Consider the following 14599-nt stretch of genomic DNA (forward strand, 5'->3'; position numbering starts at 1 on the left):
AGAGCGTGGGAACGAGCGGGGGAGGGGTTAAACGTAGAACGACTTCAACGGCGGGAACCCATTGAACTCAACGGCGCTGTAGCTGGTGGTGTAGGCACCGGTCGACAACCAGTACAGACGATCACCAATGGCCAGGTTCAATGGCAGGCCGTACTTGTAGTTTTCGTACATGATATCGGCGCTGTCGCAGGTCGGGCCGGCGATGACCACTTCTTCCATCTCGCCTTTCTTCTCGGTCCAGATCGGGAACTTGATGGCTTCGTCCATGGTTTCGATCAGGCCGGAGAACTTGCCCACATCCGTGTACACCCAACGCTCGACGGCGGTACGGGACTTGCGCGCCACCAGTACCACTTCGCTGACCAGGATGCCGGCGTTGGCGATCAGCGAACGGCCAGGTTCCAGGATGATTTCCGGCAGGTCGTCACCGAAGTCTTCCTTGAGGAAGCGGATGATTTCTTCGGCGTAGGTTTCCAGGCTGTTGGTGCGGGTGATGTAGTTGGCCGGGAAGCCACCGCCCATGTTGATCAGCTTCAGGTGAATGCCGTCTTCTTCTTTCAGGCGTTCGAAGATCACCTTGACCTTGGCTATGGCCGCGTCCCACACGCTGATGTCGCGCTGTTGCGAGCCGACATGGAACGAGATGCCGTACGGCACCAGGCCCAGGTCGCGAGCAAGGATCAGCAGGTCCATGGCCATGTCGGTCTGGCAGCCGAATTTGCGCGACAACGGCCAGTCAGCGGTGGTCGAGCCTTCGGTGAGGATACGCACATACACTTTCGAACCCGGCGCGGCCTTGGCGATGTTACGCAGGTCGGCTTCGGAGTCGGTGGAGAACAGGCGCACGCCCTTCTCATAGAAGTAGCGGATGTCCTTGGATTTCTTGATGGTGTTGCCGTAGCTGATACGGTCGGCGCTGACGCCGCGGTCCATGACCTTGTCCAGCTCGTAGATCGAAGCGATGTCGAAGCTCGAGCCTTTGTCTTTCAACAGGTCGATGATCTCGACGGCCGGGTTGGCCTTGACGGCGTAATACACCTTGGCGAATTCGAAACCGGCGCGCAGGTCATCGTAGGCCTGGCTGATCATCGCGGTGTCGATCACCACGAACGGGGTTTCTTGCTTGTCGGCGAACGCCTTCATTTTGTCAAAAGTGGCGCGCGCGAAATAATCTTCGACGTTGATCGACATGCTGGGAACTCCTAAGGGCAAACTGAAATTAGCAATGGGTGCAAATGAACGTCCTCCGTATCCCCACTTTGGTTCGCCTACTTCCCAAGGCATGTCGCCGAAAGCAAAAAGGCCACGGGGTAAGCTGCCCTTGGCCTTGCTGTCTCGTCGTCAGTACTTGAGCCGGATGGATCGTTTCCAGCATGGACGTTCGGCGCGAACTTTAGGGCTTGGCGGGCGTGGGATCAACTAAAAATGTCGCGTTTTTGCACGCGTTCGTCGCGCGGCCGCGTGCAGCTACTTATGTAACCGACCGGTGTGACGGATTGATGTTCCCCGGATGGGGCTAATCAGATGGATTTGCGGTGTATTCATCGCAGGCAAGCCAGCTCCCACAGGGGAATGCATTCCAACATAAGAATGCAGTTCAAATGTGGGAGCTGGCTTGTCGGGTCGCCGCATCGCTGCGATAGCGATCTATCAAGCCAAAGCAGTTTCGGCAGGCGAGACAATACTGGTCTTGCCCCCACGGGACTTACCGGAACTCAGGTACTCGGCAATCGACTCCTGGGTCACTTCCCCAAGGAACACCCGCTCCGCATCCATCACCGGCAACCACGAGCGGTTGAACTCGTACATGCGCGACAGCAGGATGCGCAAATGCTCGTCATACGCCGCCGTGGCGTTGAACTCGCGCAGGTACTGGCCGCAGGTGCCGGCCTGGCGGTGCAGGTCGCGGCGGCGAACATAGCCCAGCGCTTTGTTTTCGGCGCAGGTGACCACCACGTAGCGGCGGTCATGCTCGTCCATCAACTCCAGGGCATCGGCCACCGGGGTTTCCGGGCTCACCGACGGGGCGTTGTCCGCCGCGTCTTCGGCTTTGACCAGCAGCAGGCGCTTGAGGGTGCTGTCCTGGCCAACGAAGTTGCTGACGAACTCGTCGGCCGGGTGCGCCAGCAGCGTGTCCGGGTGGTCGATCTGCAGCAGTTTGCCGGCGCGGAAGATGGCGATCTTGTCGCCCAGCTTGATGGCTTCGTCGATGTCGTGGCTGACCATGATCACGGTCTTGTTCAGCGCGCGCTGCATCTCGAAGAACTCGTTCTGGATCATCTCGCGGTTGATCGGGTCGACCGCGCCGAACGGCTCGTCCATCAGCAGCAACGGTGCGTCGGCCGCCAGGGCGCGGATCACGCCGATGCGCTGTTGCTGCCCGCCCGACAATTCACGCGGGTAGCGATGCAGGTACTGCTTGGGCTCCAGCTTGATCATGCTCATCAACTCGCGGGCGCGGTCGTGGCATTTCTGTTTGTCCCAGCCGAGCAGCTTGGGCACCACCACGATGTTCTCTTCGATGGTCATGTTGGGGAACAGGCCGATCTGCTGGATCACGTAGCCGATGTTGCGGCGCAGGGTCACCTCGTCGAGGTCGGTGGTGTCTTCGCCGTTGATCAAGATCTTGCCCGAGGTGGGCTTGATCAGGCGGTTGATCATTTTCAGCGTGGTGCTCTTGCCGCAGCCCGAGGGCCCCAGGAATACGCAAATCTCGCCTTCATTGACGGTCAGGCTCACATCGTTGACGGCGGTGACGGTCTTGCCGTTGCTTTGAAAAGTCTTGGACAGGTTTTGAAGTTCGATCATTTGAGCAATCCTTTTGGAGTCAGCGAGCGTTGCAGCCATTGCAGAAGCAGGTCGGCGAAGATGGCCAAGAGACTGACCAGCACGGCGCCGACGATCAGCATCGACATGTCACTGCGGCTGATAGAGGCCAGAATCAGTACACCCAGGCCACCGGCGCCGATGGTGGCGGCGATGGTCATCACACCGATGTTCATCACCACGGCGGTGCGCACGCCAGCGAGAATCACCGGCACCGCAATCGGCAGTTCGACCATGCGCAGGCGCTGGCCGAAGGTCATGCCGATGCCGCGTGCGGCTTCGCGAATGCCTGGCTCTACACCGGTCAGCGCGAGGTAGGTGTTACGCATGATCGGCAGCAGGGAGTAGAGGAACACGGCGGTGATCGCCGGCATCGGCCCCAGGCCCTGGCCAAACTTAGAGTAGAACGGCAGCAGCAGGCCGAACAGCGCAATGGAGGGCACCGTCAGCAGTACTGTGGCACTGGCTTGCAGGGGACCGGCCAGGGTCGGAAAACGCGTCATCAGAATGCCCAGGGGCACGCCGATAAAAATCGCGAGGATCACGGCGATGCCGACCAGCGTGATGTGCTGCCAGGTCAAGTGCAGGACTTGGGCCCAATCAAGATGGGAAAAGGCGTTCAAAAATTCCATGTCTTCTCCTTTTTAGTTGATTGGATGTTGGCGCAGGAAATCGGCGGCAACGGCGGACGGGCTTTCATGGTTGACGTCGACCCGCGCATTGAGCTGGCGCATGGTTTCGTCGTCGAACAGATTGGCCAAAGGCTTGAGCTCGGCAGCCAGTTGCGGATGCTTGTCGAGGTATTCCTGGCGGATCACCGGGGCTGCGGTGTAGTCGGGGAAGTAGTGCTTGTCGTCTTCCAGCAGCTTCAACTTGAACGCGTTAAGGCGACCGTCAGTGGTGTAGACCAAACCGGCAAACACCTGGCCGTTACGCAGCGCGGTGTAGACCAGGCCGGCGTCCATCTGCCGGGTGTTCTTGCGTGTCAGGTTCATGTCGTACAGCTTGACCATGCCGGCCAGGCCATCGGAGCGGTTGGCGAACTCGGTGTCCAGGGCGACCAGGCGATGCTCTTTGGTCTCCTGGGCCATGGCTTTGTTGAGGTCGCTGATGCTGTTGATCTCGGGATGTTCCTGCGCGACTTTCTCCGGCAGTGCCAGGGCGTAGGTGTTGCTGAAGCGCGACGGCGACAGCCAGACCAGGCCTTTTTTCCCATCGAGTTCTTTGACCCGAGCGTAGGACTGTTCGCTGTCGAGTTTCTCGTCGATATGGTTGTAGGCCACCAGGGACACGCCGGTGTATTCCCAGATCAGGTCCAGTTGCCCGCTTTCCTGGGCACTGCGCGCCAGGTTGCTGCCCAGGCCGCCGGTCACGCGGGCGTCGTAGCCCTTGGTGCGCAGGTACTGGGAGGTGATTTCGGCGAGCAGGGTCTGCTCGGTGAACACCCGGGCGCCGATGCGGATCACGGGTTTTTCGGCGGCTTGTGCAATACCTGCAAGCAGCAGGACGCAGCCTAATATCAAGCTCAGTTTTTTCATGTGAATTCCTTTACCGGGCCTTAAGACGGGCGCAACCCGCGTTCCAGCCAGAGGCGGCTGGCCATGGTCACCAGGCCATCAAGCAGCAATGCCAGCAGTGCGGTACACGCGGCGCCGAGCAACAGTTGCGGCTGGTTGTTCAGGGCGATGCCGGGGAAGATCAGGCTGCCCAGGCTGTTGGCCCCAATCAGGAAGGCCAGCGGTGCGGTACCGACGTTGATCGCCAGGGCCACGCGCACACCGCCGATGATGATCGGCACGGCGTTGGGCAATTCCACGCGAAACAGCACCTGACGTGGCGTCATGCCGATGCCGGTGGCGGCTTCTTTCAGGGAACCCTGAACGTTTTTCAGGCCTTCGTAGGTGTTGCGCACGATGGGCAGGAGCGAGGCGAGGAACAGCGCGAAGATGGCCGGGCCGCTGCCGATACCAAGGACGCCGAGGGCGATGGCCAGTACGGCCAGGGGAGGGACGGTGTTGCCGATGTTGAAGATCTGCATGAAACGTTCTGCGCGCCCGACCATATTGGGTCGGCTGAGCAGGATACCGGCGGGGATGCCCACAATCAGGGCTGCCAGCATGGAGACTAGGACGAGAATCAGGTGAGCTTGCAGGTAAAACAACAAATCGTCGCGGTACAGTTCGATCGTGTTGATGCCGATCCAGTGGACCAGCAGGGCCAGGAGAGCGACGACAACCACTGCTCCTATCAGCCCTTTGCCATAGCGAATAGCCACAGGCGGACTCCTTTTTTTCTTCTGTCGGCGAACACATTTCCGAGCGGCAGGGCCATGACTGGCTGCCTTGGAATGGGTTCGCGAAAAGCAACTCGCCGATACTGGCAATGCAGTATGCGATCGAGCCATGAGCGCAGCCTCGTCAGGCTAACTTGCTGATTTTTCAGCCCCTGTTCCGAGTGCGATAGCAGGGGAGTGGACGTCTCTACCTTTTAAAAGGTTCCACACTTGGGAGCATTTAGCCACCCCCAATGGGCTCAACGGTGGTCCGTAACCTTGCGTTTGCGCTATACTCGCCGCCCTTTTTTGACTCACCTGCCAGGCGATTTCCCATGACCCACCAGGCCGCCGAAGTCGCGAAACGCCGCACTTTCGCCATTATTTCCCACCCCGATGCCGGTAAGACCACCATCACCGAAAAGCTGTTGCTGATGGGCAAGGCGATCGCGGTGGCCGGCACGGTGAAATCGCGCAAATCCGACCGCCATGCCACCTCCGACTGGATGGAAATGGAAAAACAACGGGGTATTTCCATTACCACGTCGGTCATGCAGTTCCCGTATCGCGAGCACATGATCAACCTGCTCGACACCCCCGGGCACGAAGACTTCTCCGAAGATACCTACCGCACCCTCACCGCGGTGGACTCGGCGCTGATGGTCCTCGACGGCGGTAAAGGCGTCGAGCCACGCACCATCGCGCTGATGGACGTGTGCCGTCTGCGTGACACGCCGATTGTCAGCTTCATCAACAAACTCGACCGCGACATCCGCGACCCCATCGAGCTGCTGGATGAAATCGAAGCCGTGCTGAAGATCAAGGCCGCGCCGATCACCTGGCCGATTGGTTGCTATCGCGACTTCAAGGGCGTGTACCACCTGGCCGACGACTACATCATTGTCTACACCGCCGGCCACGGTCATGAACGCACCGAAACCAAGATCATCGAGAAGCTCGACTCCGGCGAAGCCCGCGCCCACCTGGGTGACGAGTACGACCGTTTCGTCGACCAGTTGGAGCTGGTGCAGGGCGCCTGCCATGAGTTCAACCAGCAGGAGTTCCTCGACGGCCAACTGACGCCAGTGTTCTTCGGTACCGCGCTGGGCAACTTCGGTGTCGACCACGTGCTCGACGCCGTTGTGGACTGGGCGCCAAAACCCCTGGCCCGCGTCGCCAACGAGCGCACCGTGGAACCGGTCGAAGAGAAATTCACCGGCTTTGTGTTCAAGATCCAGGCGAACATGGACCCCAAACACCGCGACCGTATCGCCTTTATGCGCATCTGCTCCGGCAAATACGAAAAAGGCATGAAGATGCGCCACGTGCGCACCGGCAAGGACGTACGCATCGGCGACGCCCTGACGTTCTTCTCCTCCGAGCGTGAACAGCTCGAAGAAGCCTACGCCGGCGACATCATCGGTTTGCACAACCACGGCACCATCCAGATCGGCGACACCTTCACCGAAGGCGAAGCCCTGGGCTTTACCGGTATTCCGCACTTCGCCCCGGAACTGTTCCGCCGCGTGCGCCTGCGTGACCCGCTCAAGTCCAAGCAACTGCGCCAAGGCTTGCAGCAATTGGCCGAAGAGGGCGCCACCCAGGTGTTCTTCCCCGAGCGCAGCAACGACATCATCCTCGGCGCCGTGGGTGTGCTGCAGTTCGATGTGGTCGCCAGCCGCTTGAAAGAGGAATACAAGGTGGAGTGCTCTTACGAGCCGATCACCGTGTATTCGGCGCGCTGGATTGATTGCAGCGATAAGAAGAAGTTGGAAGAGTTCTCCAACAAGGCCGTGGAAAACCTGGCAATCGACGGCGGTGGTCACCTGACCTACCTGGCGCCGACGCGGGTGAACCTGGCGTTGATGGAAGAGCGTTGGCCGGATGTGAAATTCCGTGCGACCCGCGAACACCATTAAGGTTTGAGCGGTTAAGAGAAGGGCGAAGCTGTGATGGCTTCGCCCTTTTTTGTGGGCGCAACGCTGGTCCATTGTGAGAACTGGCTTGCCTGCGATGGCGGCGATACCTTAAGCCTTATTGGCATAAACCCGAGAATGAAACTAGCTTCCTTCATAGCGCCGGTCGAACGTTGGCGCACGTGTTTCATTGACTGGACGGAAATCGACCATGACTATCTTTCAACGTTGGGTGCTGTTGCTAAAAGTGTTTGTGATGTTGTCGCTGGGGGCGTCATCTGCGTGGCCAAGAGCGAGGCAGAGCCTGGTGATGAATACCATGGCGGTTCCAAGGATGATGATGACCAGCAAGCGTCGCCGGACGACGATGACAGCCCTGAAGGTGAAAACGATACCTGAGTCGAGTTAAAAAGCCCCTCCTTCCAAGCTGATGCACAATCAATCTGGAGGGAGAGGCTTTGTAGCTGAGAATGGAGGGCTGCAATAAGCGCAGAATATCAAACCGTCGATATTTTATTGACGTCTGATTATACAGTGTTCAAGTGTGTATTTAATACCCGGTTTCCTTCCCCACGTCAGGTTCGACTGGGTCAGCCGATATCTTTAAAGTAATCGTGGCTAGTGATGTGTCCTATAGAAAGTCCTTGTGCTGGCGTATAATCTTTACTTTGAATAGTAGAGAGTCCTACTCCCTTATCACCCAAGCTCACAGTACGATCATCCCCTGTTTTTGTGCTGGTAGTGTAAACCGTGTTGCGCATCGTCACATAGCCCGCTGAGTCGTTTTTTATTTTTTCGAGCAAACTGTTTATCTGAGTTGGCGTCAAATTCAGCGTCTTCTCCAGACCAACCCCCCAGCGAGCCAAACACGTTTCCGCATAGTGCCGAACGAGTTGTCCTGGTTCAGGATACAGTTTGGATCCCTTTTTTCCGTCGGCTGCGGCATTACCGACTAGAGTGGCGTGCCGACCGGACAGTGGGTAAATGTGAACTTTAGTGCCGCTGAAAAAAACTGGAATAACACAGTCAAAGCCGAATGATCGTTCATCGCGTGCAAAAAAACCCACATATTCTTTTACGTTACTTCCAAGTTTGACTTTGTTGTCTTGAAAATTTAAGGCTCCTGGGACTGGGTCGACCGCGAATATGTTGACGGGCACCCCAGAAAGTTCACTATCATTTAGCATGGCGTTCGCCAACATATGGCAGCTAACCCCTCCGCGGCTCCAACCAACTAAATTGACCTGGGTTGGAATAATGCCGTCGGAACGAAAGGTTTTTATGATCTGTTCTTGCAGTTGCTGCGGCGTAACCTGACGTGTGCCATATTCATATTTGCGCCAAAACCAGCAACCTGTTGTATTAACGTCTGCGATGGGGATGCCAGCATTTTCCAGTTGTTTATAGTTTTCCGCGGTTAATTTTTCTCGCTGCCAAGTAAACTTGCCTTTCATCATATTAATAGCATGGGTGACGTTTTCCTCCCAGCCGGACCCAAATAGCATTCCCCTCGTTTGATAATAGCCGCCAGGCTTTGTGAACATTTCGTCGGCTTGTAAGTTGCCACTGCCAGGTCCGTCCATGATGATCCAAGTGGCAAATTCATTATTTTGGCTTCGGGTGTTTTGAGCCAATGTGGAAATCAGTTCACCATTCCAGTAGTTATTATTGCTGTCATCAAATTGGTTGGAGCTGGTGCCGCAAAAATACACAGTAAAGGTGGTCATGTGTTTCACCGTTAATGATGGATTTGAGTATTTATTAAATCCCAAATTCTGCATTCAGACTACTGTGAAAACTAACAGGTGTTTATGGCTTTTTTGAATATGGAACTGATTTTTTATGTCGTTATTCATTCCGCTGTATCGATAGGGGCGCTGTAAAACAACGTGCTTTCTAAGGGGCTTACGTTCTTGTGTGGGGTAATGTTTATTTATCGGCATCGGCCGTTTTTCTTCGGTATCTAAAATTACCTGTTAGATTTGACAGTAGACGCGGGGTGCAGTGGGGGCTATAACTCTGAATATGCGGGCTTCGTACAGCCGTCAGGTTATGAGACTAACTAACTTGCTTGTGAGGTTGAGATGAGTGCTGGAGAAGAAACCATCATATTTACAGTCGAGGAAGTGACGAACCTGAAGTCATATGTGTCAATGGCTCAAGCCCTTCCAACCGAAAACGATATTATTGAGGATCGCTACAATACAAAAAAGCTCAATGAAAATGGGCTTAGCGCTTCTGATATAGGCGAGCTATTTAGCATCGTTCGAAATAATGCGGGCGGTTGGCCGTCAATTCAAATAGACCTAATCGTATTGATGGACAAGCTATTAAAATTTGCGGAAGTATTTAAGTCAAGTGGCCTGGCTACGATCAAAATCCTGGAATCGATTCCAGGATATAAAGAGTTTAATGCGCAAGTTTCTGGGTTGACGCAGGAACAGATAAACAGTCTTCCATTGAACTCAATGAGGGAGGGGTATGATCCAGACTTAAATAAAGTTGAGGATATCTATAATGATTTAGCTGCTGATGTAAAAAAACATCGAGATGAAATTGTAGGGATAGAGGAGCGAGTCTCTCGGTATAAACGTGAGTTGAGTGATGAGGTACTGGTCGCTGTAACAGCCAAGCTGAATCTAGTCGGTAGCGATCTGCTTGATAGAGAGATTGCGGAGCTTAATAAAGAAATTGAAAAAGAAAACCTTGAGGTCGCCAAGAATCAGAAGATCTTAAAAGAGATGCAAAGTATGAGTGTTTGGCCGGAGTTTACAGAGATTTATATTGTAAGGCCGCTTGCGAGTTCGTCAATAAAAAAGCGAGATGAATTACTGGTCGAGGTGGGCAGGCGAAATGAAATAAGAACGATTTTAGAAAGAATAAAAGTTTTGTTAAAGGGGATGGAGAAGATTATTGCTGCTGCGCTCGATGCAGTGAGAAAGATAGAGAGTATCTGGATCTTGACGTTAGATTTTGCTAAGTCTTCCGTGTTAAAAATAACTAATGCCACAAAGATGACAAAAATAAATTCATTAGTGGGTATGCAAAAGGGCGCGCTTAATGATTGGCAGGTCGTCCAAGATTACATGCAGTCCCTAAAGAGTGCGTTTGAGAGCTGATTTTATTGAGTGTTGTTAACGTGATACATTATGGAGAATATGATGGCTAATACGACGGTTGCATCAATTCCAGTGGTGACGAAGAACGATGTTGAAAGCATTCGGCGTTACGTTACGAAGGGCAAGTCTCTGCCGACAGATATCGATAGCATAACTGGTTTGTTAAAAGTGTCCACAACAAATATTCCAGGTCTTGAGCCAAGCGATATTAAGGTGTTGTATACGGATATTAGTACAAGTGCCTATGCTTGGAGTGGCGTTGAAGTGTCTATGAAAAAAGTGGCTGCTGCGTTATCTACTTTTGCAGAGGATATAAAGCTTTATGGAGACGAGCTGGTGGGCACGATTGTCGCCATGCCCGGATATATTGACTTTATGGGGAAGGTAGCTGATATCAGTGATGAGGACATCAGCGCCCTTCCACCTGTATATATGACTAATGGTGACGGGGAGAGGGTCTCCAGTATCCATGATTATCTGGAGTATTTGAAAGTTTCAATTGAAGATAAGCGATTAAATACCCAGGGTGTTATTGATATCATTGCGACGTTCAGAAATGGGCTGGAAGAGATAATGCCCAATGTGGGTGCGGTTCTTAAATTAGCATCCAAAGATGAGTTGAACGTTGAAATCACAGCATTGCAAGCGAAAATCGATGATGTAGAATTGAAAATTGATAAGAAAAAAGCAGAGTATGGTTGGGGAGGGGTATGGGACTATATAACTTTGTTGAGTTTTCCTGCAATTATCGGGTATCAGGTTCAGAAAAGAAAGGACCAAGAGGCCGCACTGGAGCCGTTACGAAAAAATAAGAAGGAACTTGTCAGCCAAATGGAAGCTAGGAACGCGTTAATCGCGACGCTTCACTCCGTGTCCACTGAGCTAAACACGCTCTTTGATTATGTGTTAAGCGCACAAAATACGGTATCGCAGCTTGAAAGTATCTGGCGCGGATTGCTTGAGTATATCGAGTCCTCTAAGCAGAGTATTAGTACAGTCAGTCAGTATACGGTGTTGCGCACCTTTGTCATAAAAATGCGATCCATTATTAAAACTTGGGAAAATATTAAAATAAATGCAAGTGTGCTGGTTGTGGCGTTGAGTTGAAATCAATTGATATTTACACTATAGGAGGCTAGAGCCATGAGCATAGATGAACTGCAGGTACTCGATCTGGATGTTGTGAGAAAGGCTCGGGTTATCATTCGCAATGAATCACTTATCAATTCCAGTAATGTTTCATACGAGTCCCTCCGGCAGGAGTTGAAACAGCTTAATACATCAATTGATGACGTTGATGTGGTTGTCAACAACGCCTTGGCTACCGTCCCGGTCTTATTGGATGTCGACGAATTGCGGGAGTACGTCAATGGATTGGAGGACATGGGGGCAGATCCGGATCGCCAGCCAGCACGGGATAGCTACTTAAAAGAAATAGGTAAGCTGCTTGATTATTTTTCGGTCAGATTCACTGAAGTTCGTAAAGGCGTAAATGCGGCAATTTTTGTCGCCGAAACGGCTGTCATTAGTGGCAACGATTATATGTTGAGCGCTTTGCAGTCGGAACGTGAAATGCTATTGAATCAAGTCTCACCTGAGGAGAAGCCTTTAATTAGAATGAAGGAGCAGATGGCCGTTATCGACCAAGCTATCAAAGTATATACGGATAACTCAGAGTTGGATAAGGCTCTTGGTCTGGTAGATAAAGTGACCAGCGTGCTTGATAAGGCTGAGGTGCCCGGTGGTATGAAGGCTGCAGCAATAAAGGCAGGTGCTGAAACCGCTAAACTGGTTTTAAAGACTCTTGATGAGGCAATAAAGTTTGAGCACTTGATTAAAGCGCGGACGTCGCTTCAGGAAAGCATTGATCGAAGAACAAAGCGAATGACAAGTCTCGAGCAGCAGCTTGATGATAATCAAAAAAGATCTCAGCAGTTCATTGATTCGCAAAATATTGTGGAACCGCGGAGGGCTTATGTATATCAAGTTAAGAAAGTTGCGGGCGCATTTTCGACTTTTTATAGTGCGATTTTTTTGAAGCCTGAAGATGTGCAAGGTACTGCGAAACTATTGTTGGCTAATGCTGATAGTTTAAAAAAATATTGTCAGGATCTTCAGCCCTATTGGCTTCGTGACGTGTAAAGTGATCAGGCTTGTTGAGAAGTAACGCAGTCGTCATTGGTTGCGTTGATTGGTCGGGCTACACAATTTAAAATTTATTATTTCTGTATGGATACAGTGTAAAGGCACTGATAAAAATCCCCCTCAACAGACTGATGCGCAATCTGGTGAGGGGGAAGGTGCAACTCGATATTGCGTTGTTGTTGTTGTTGTTGTTGTTGTTGCTCGTTATCGCTGCTGACTTCTGGCAGTCCGGGACGACTGTCTCGCCCTATAAGGCTCAAGCCACAACCTGCTCCGCGTAGTGGCAAGCCCCCTGACGGTTATCTAAAGCGCGCAACTGTGGCTCCTCAATTCCGCGTCGCGCCGTGGCATACGGACAGCGCTTGTGGAACGCGCAGCCAGGTGGCGGGTTCAGTGGGTTGGGCAGTTCGCCGACGATCTTGATCTTCGGCTTGCTCGGGACCGGGTGAATGGTCGAGGTGGCCGACAGCAGCGCCTGGATGTAAGGGTGCAAAGGACTTGCGTAGATGTATTCCTTAGGCCCACCTCAGACGGGCGGCCGAGGGTTGCACCACCGCTAGGTTGTGGGAGATGAACATGGTGTTGAACTCCTGCTGCAAATACATGAACAGGTTGAGCACCTGCGCCTGGATCGACATGTCCAGCGCCGAGGTCGGTTGATCGGCCACCAGCGCTTTGGGTTGCAGCATCATCGCGGGGCTTCACTGATATCCCGCACTTCGCCCCGGAACTGTTCCGCCGCGTGCGCCTGCTTGACCCGCTCAAGTCCAAGCAACTGCGCCAAGGCTTGCAGCAATTGGCCGAAGAGGGCGCCACCCAGGTGTTCTTCCCCGAGCGCAGCAACGACATCATCCTCGGTGCCGTGGGTGTGCTGCAGTTCGACGTGGTCGCCAGCCGCTTGAAAGAGGAATACAAAGTGGAGTGCTCTTACGAGCCGATCACCGTGTATTCGGCGCGCTGGATTGATTGCAGCGATAAGAAGAAGTTGGAAGAGTTCTCCAACAAAGCCGTGGAAAACCTGGCGATCGACGGCGGTGGGCATTTGACCTACCTGGCGCCGACCCGGGTGAACCTGGCGCTGATGGAAGAGCGTTGGCCGGATGTGAAGTTCCGTGCGACCCGCGAACACCATTAAGGTTTGAGCGGTTAAGAGAAGGGCGAAGCTGTGATGGCTTCGCCCTTTTTATTTAATCAGCGGGCTAGTGGCTGAGTTGCAGATTATCAAGGGGGCCAAAATTTTTACGCCCGAACTTCCCGTCCCTGTGCCTCCTCAGTAGTTAATCGATTCACTGTCAGAAATGACAGTAGTGGTGCTTCGTCACTCACGCTATAAGTCAGTGTAGGAAGCCTACGGTGCTTGGCGTGATACGAAGAGGATACAAACATGATCAAACAAGTGAAGGCAAATATAGAAGGTGTGTTAACTGCCTGTGTTGATGGGGGAGAGGTCTTTACCGCTGTCAGTCACTCGTTTTCTTATGATGTGAAAAATTTTACGGTGTCGGGTTATTTTGAAGATGGTCGAAATATTTATTTTTCTTTTGATAAAAATATTGAGCCTGGTACTTATAAGTTTGATGAGGAAAGTAAAATTTCAGCCTGGTATAACGCTGGCCCTGGCTATTCGTGGGTAGCGCTACGAGACGGAATCGGAGAGGTAGTGATTAAAAAGATTTCGGTGCATGAGAATGCATGCGTGGAGTTTACGTTCAAGTTCAAGGCGAAGCAGTTTGAGGGGGACGATTCTACAATACTTACACTCGAGGGGGCGGTAGCGTTGAAAGCCGTTACTGCGCTTGCTACGACCGGGGAAGTTAATGTGCGCATTAAAGATGGCCCCAGTTTCAGTGCGGATAAGCTGTATTTCCTGCCAGAGGGAAGTGGCTGTTACGTAGGGGGGAGTAGCAGCGAACACGCTGGGCTTGGCGTGTTTGTATATTTTGACTTTCTTGATATCGAAGAGCGTAGTTACGAAATATCAGAAAAGGATAAAGTGTATGCTTGGTATAACCCTAGTGAGGCACACAGTAGTTGGTTGGCGACGGAAGGGGCAGTGGACGTAAAGTCATTTTCGCTAACCGGGGGGGCTTTTATAAAGTTCGAATACCGGTTCACGGCTGTGGACAGGATAGGGACAGGGGAGGTCGATATCTCGGGAACGGCTGAACTCAGCGGTTTTTCCCGTGCGGCTGATCGATAGATTTTTCTGCGTGTTGAATAGCGCCTGGCAACTGATAGGTGTTTGTCTGCTGCTAAGAGAGGACGTTGAAAGCGTTATCCAACAGGCCCGCAGAAAAACTCGCATCGCTCCCGCTCATTTT

At 52.9% G+C, this 14599-nt stretch carries 11 protein-coding genes and 3 pseudogenes; 7 read left to right on the forward strand and 7 right to left on the reverse strand.

Going from position 1 to position 14599, the window contains the following annotated elements:
* Nucleotides 1-27: 27 nt before the first annotated feature.
* The 5 genes from HU731_RS20130 to HU731_RS20150 form a co-directional block, all read right to left on the reverse strand.
* Nucleotides 28-1191, reverse strand: a complete 1164-nt coding sequence (locus HU731_RS20130; protein ID WP_014716890.1) for a type III PLP-dependent enzyme — start codon at nucleotides 1189-1191, stop codon at nucleotides 28-30.
* A 459-nt stretch (nucleotides 1192-1650) separates the two neighbouring features.
* On the reverse strand, nucleotides 1651-2808 hold the full coding sequence (locus HU731_RS20135; RefSeq protein WP_003188471.1) for an osmoprotectant ABC transporter ATP-binding protein OsmV: 1158 nt from the start codon (nucleotides 2806-2808) through the stop codon (nucleotides 1651-1653).
* Nucleotides 2805-3458, reverse strand: a complete 654-nt coding sequence (locus HU731_RS20140; RefSeq protein ID WP_003188473.1) for an ABC transporter permease — start codon at nucleotides 3456-3458, stop codon at nucleotides 2805-2807. The genes HU731_RS20135 and HU731_RS20140 overlap by 4 nt, the downstream gene beginning before the upstream one ends.
* A 12-nt stretch (nucleotides 3459-3470) precedes the next feature.
* On the reverse strand, nucleotides 3471-4364 hold the full coding sequence (locus tag HU731_RS20145) for a glycine betaine ABC transporter substrate-binding protein (RefSeq protein WP_186608192.1): 894 nt from the start codon (nucleotides 4362-4364) through the stop codon (nucleotides 3471-3473).
* Between the two features lie 20 nt (nucleotides 4365-4384).
* A complete protein-coding gene (locus HU731_RS20150) occupies nucleotides 4385-5101 on the reverse strand; it encodes an ABC transporter permease (RefSeq protein WP_003188475.1) in 717 nt (238 codons plus the stop codon).
* A 332-nt stretch (nucleotides 5102-5433) separates the two neighbouring features.
* Here HU731_RS20150 and HU731_RS20155 point away from each other — a divergent pair, with 332 nt between their 5' ends.
* Entirely contained in the window at nucleotides 5434-7017 is a 1584-nt protein-coding gene (locus HU731_RS20155) for a peptide chain release factor 3 (protein WP_186608191.1), read from the forward strand.
* A 208-nt stretch (nucleotides 7018-7225) separates the two neighbouring features.
* Nucleotides 7226-7413 (forward strand): annotated as a pseudogene (locus HU731_RS20160) (hypothetical protein).
* A 191-nt stretch (nucleotides 7414-7604) separates the two neighbouring features.
* Here the strand turns inward: HU731_RS20160 and HU731_RS20165 are convergent.
* Nucleotides 7605-8741: a hypothetical protein gene (locus HU731_RS20165; RefSeq protein ID WP_186608190.1), complete on the reverse strand. Its 1137-nt coding sequence runs from the start codon at nucleotides 8739-8741 to the stop codon at nucleotides 7605-7607.
* Between the two features lie 357 nt (nucleotides 8742-9098).
* On the opposite strand from HU731_RS20165, the gene HU731_RS20170 reads away from it, so the two are divergent.
* Genes HU731_RS20170 through HU731_RS20180 form a run of 3 tightly spaced genes read left to right on the forward strand, consistent with a single transcriptional unit; the run spans nucleotide 9099 to nucleotide 12275 of the window.
* Nucleotides 9099-10133 carry a hypothetical protein gene (locus HU731_RS20170; RefSeq protein WP_186608189.1) on the forward strand — a complete coding sequence of 345 codons (1035 nt, stop codon included), beginning with the start codon at nucleotides 9099-9101 and terminating at the stop codon, nucleotides 10131-10133.
* A gap of 42 nt (nucleotides 10134-10175) precedes the next feature.
* Nucleotides 10176-11240, forward strand: coding sequence for an alpha-xenorhabdolysin family binary toxin subunit A (locus tag HU731_RS20175; protein WP_186608188.1), 1065 nt, complete (start codon nucleotides 10176-10178; stop codon nucleotides 11238-11240).
* 36 nt (nucleotides 11241-11276) lie between these two features.
* Entirely contained in the window at nucleotides 11277-12275 is a 999-nt protein-coding gene (locus tag HU731_RS20180) for an alpha-xenorhabdolysin family binary toxin subunit B (RefSeq protein WP_186608187.1), read from the forward strand.
* A gap of 259 nt (nucleotides 12276-12534) precedes the next feature.
* On the opposite strand, the pseudogene HU731_RS20185 reads toward HU731_RS20180, so the two are convergent.
* Nucleotides 12535-12973 (reverse strand): annotated as a pseudogene (locus HU731_RS20185) (oligopeptide/dipeptide ABC transporter ATP-binding protein); the annotation flags it as partial.
* A gap of 2 nt (nucleotides 12974-12975) precedes the next feature.
* Here HU731_RS20185 and prfC point away from each other — a divergent pair.
* Together prfC and HU731_RS20195 are read left to right on the forward strand one after the other, a co-directional pair.
* Nucleotides 12976-13413: pseudogene (gene prfC, locus HU731_RS20190) on the forward strand (peptide chain release factor 3); the annotation flags it as partial.
* Between the two features lie 249 nt (nucleotides 13414-13662).
* Nucleotides 13663-14478 (forward strand): DUF6252 domain-containing protein, encoded by an 816-nt coding sequence (locus tag HU731_RS20195; RefSeq protein ID WP_186608186.1) that lies wholly within the window; start codon nucleotides 13663-13665, stop codon nucleotides 14476-14478.
* Nucleotides 14479-14599 lie beyond the last annotated feature (121 nt).

This window comes from Pseudomonas salmasensis, from assembly GCF_014268375.2.
Taxonomy (GTDB): domain Bacteria; phylum Pseudomonadota; class Gammaproteobacteria; order Pseudomonadales; family Pseudomonadaceae; genus Aquipseudomonas; species Aquipseudomonas salmasensis.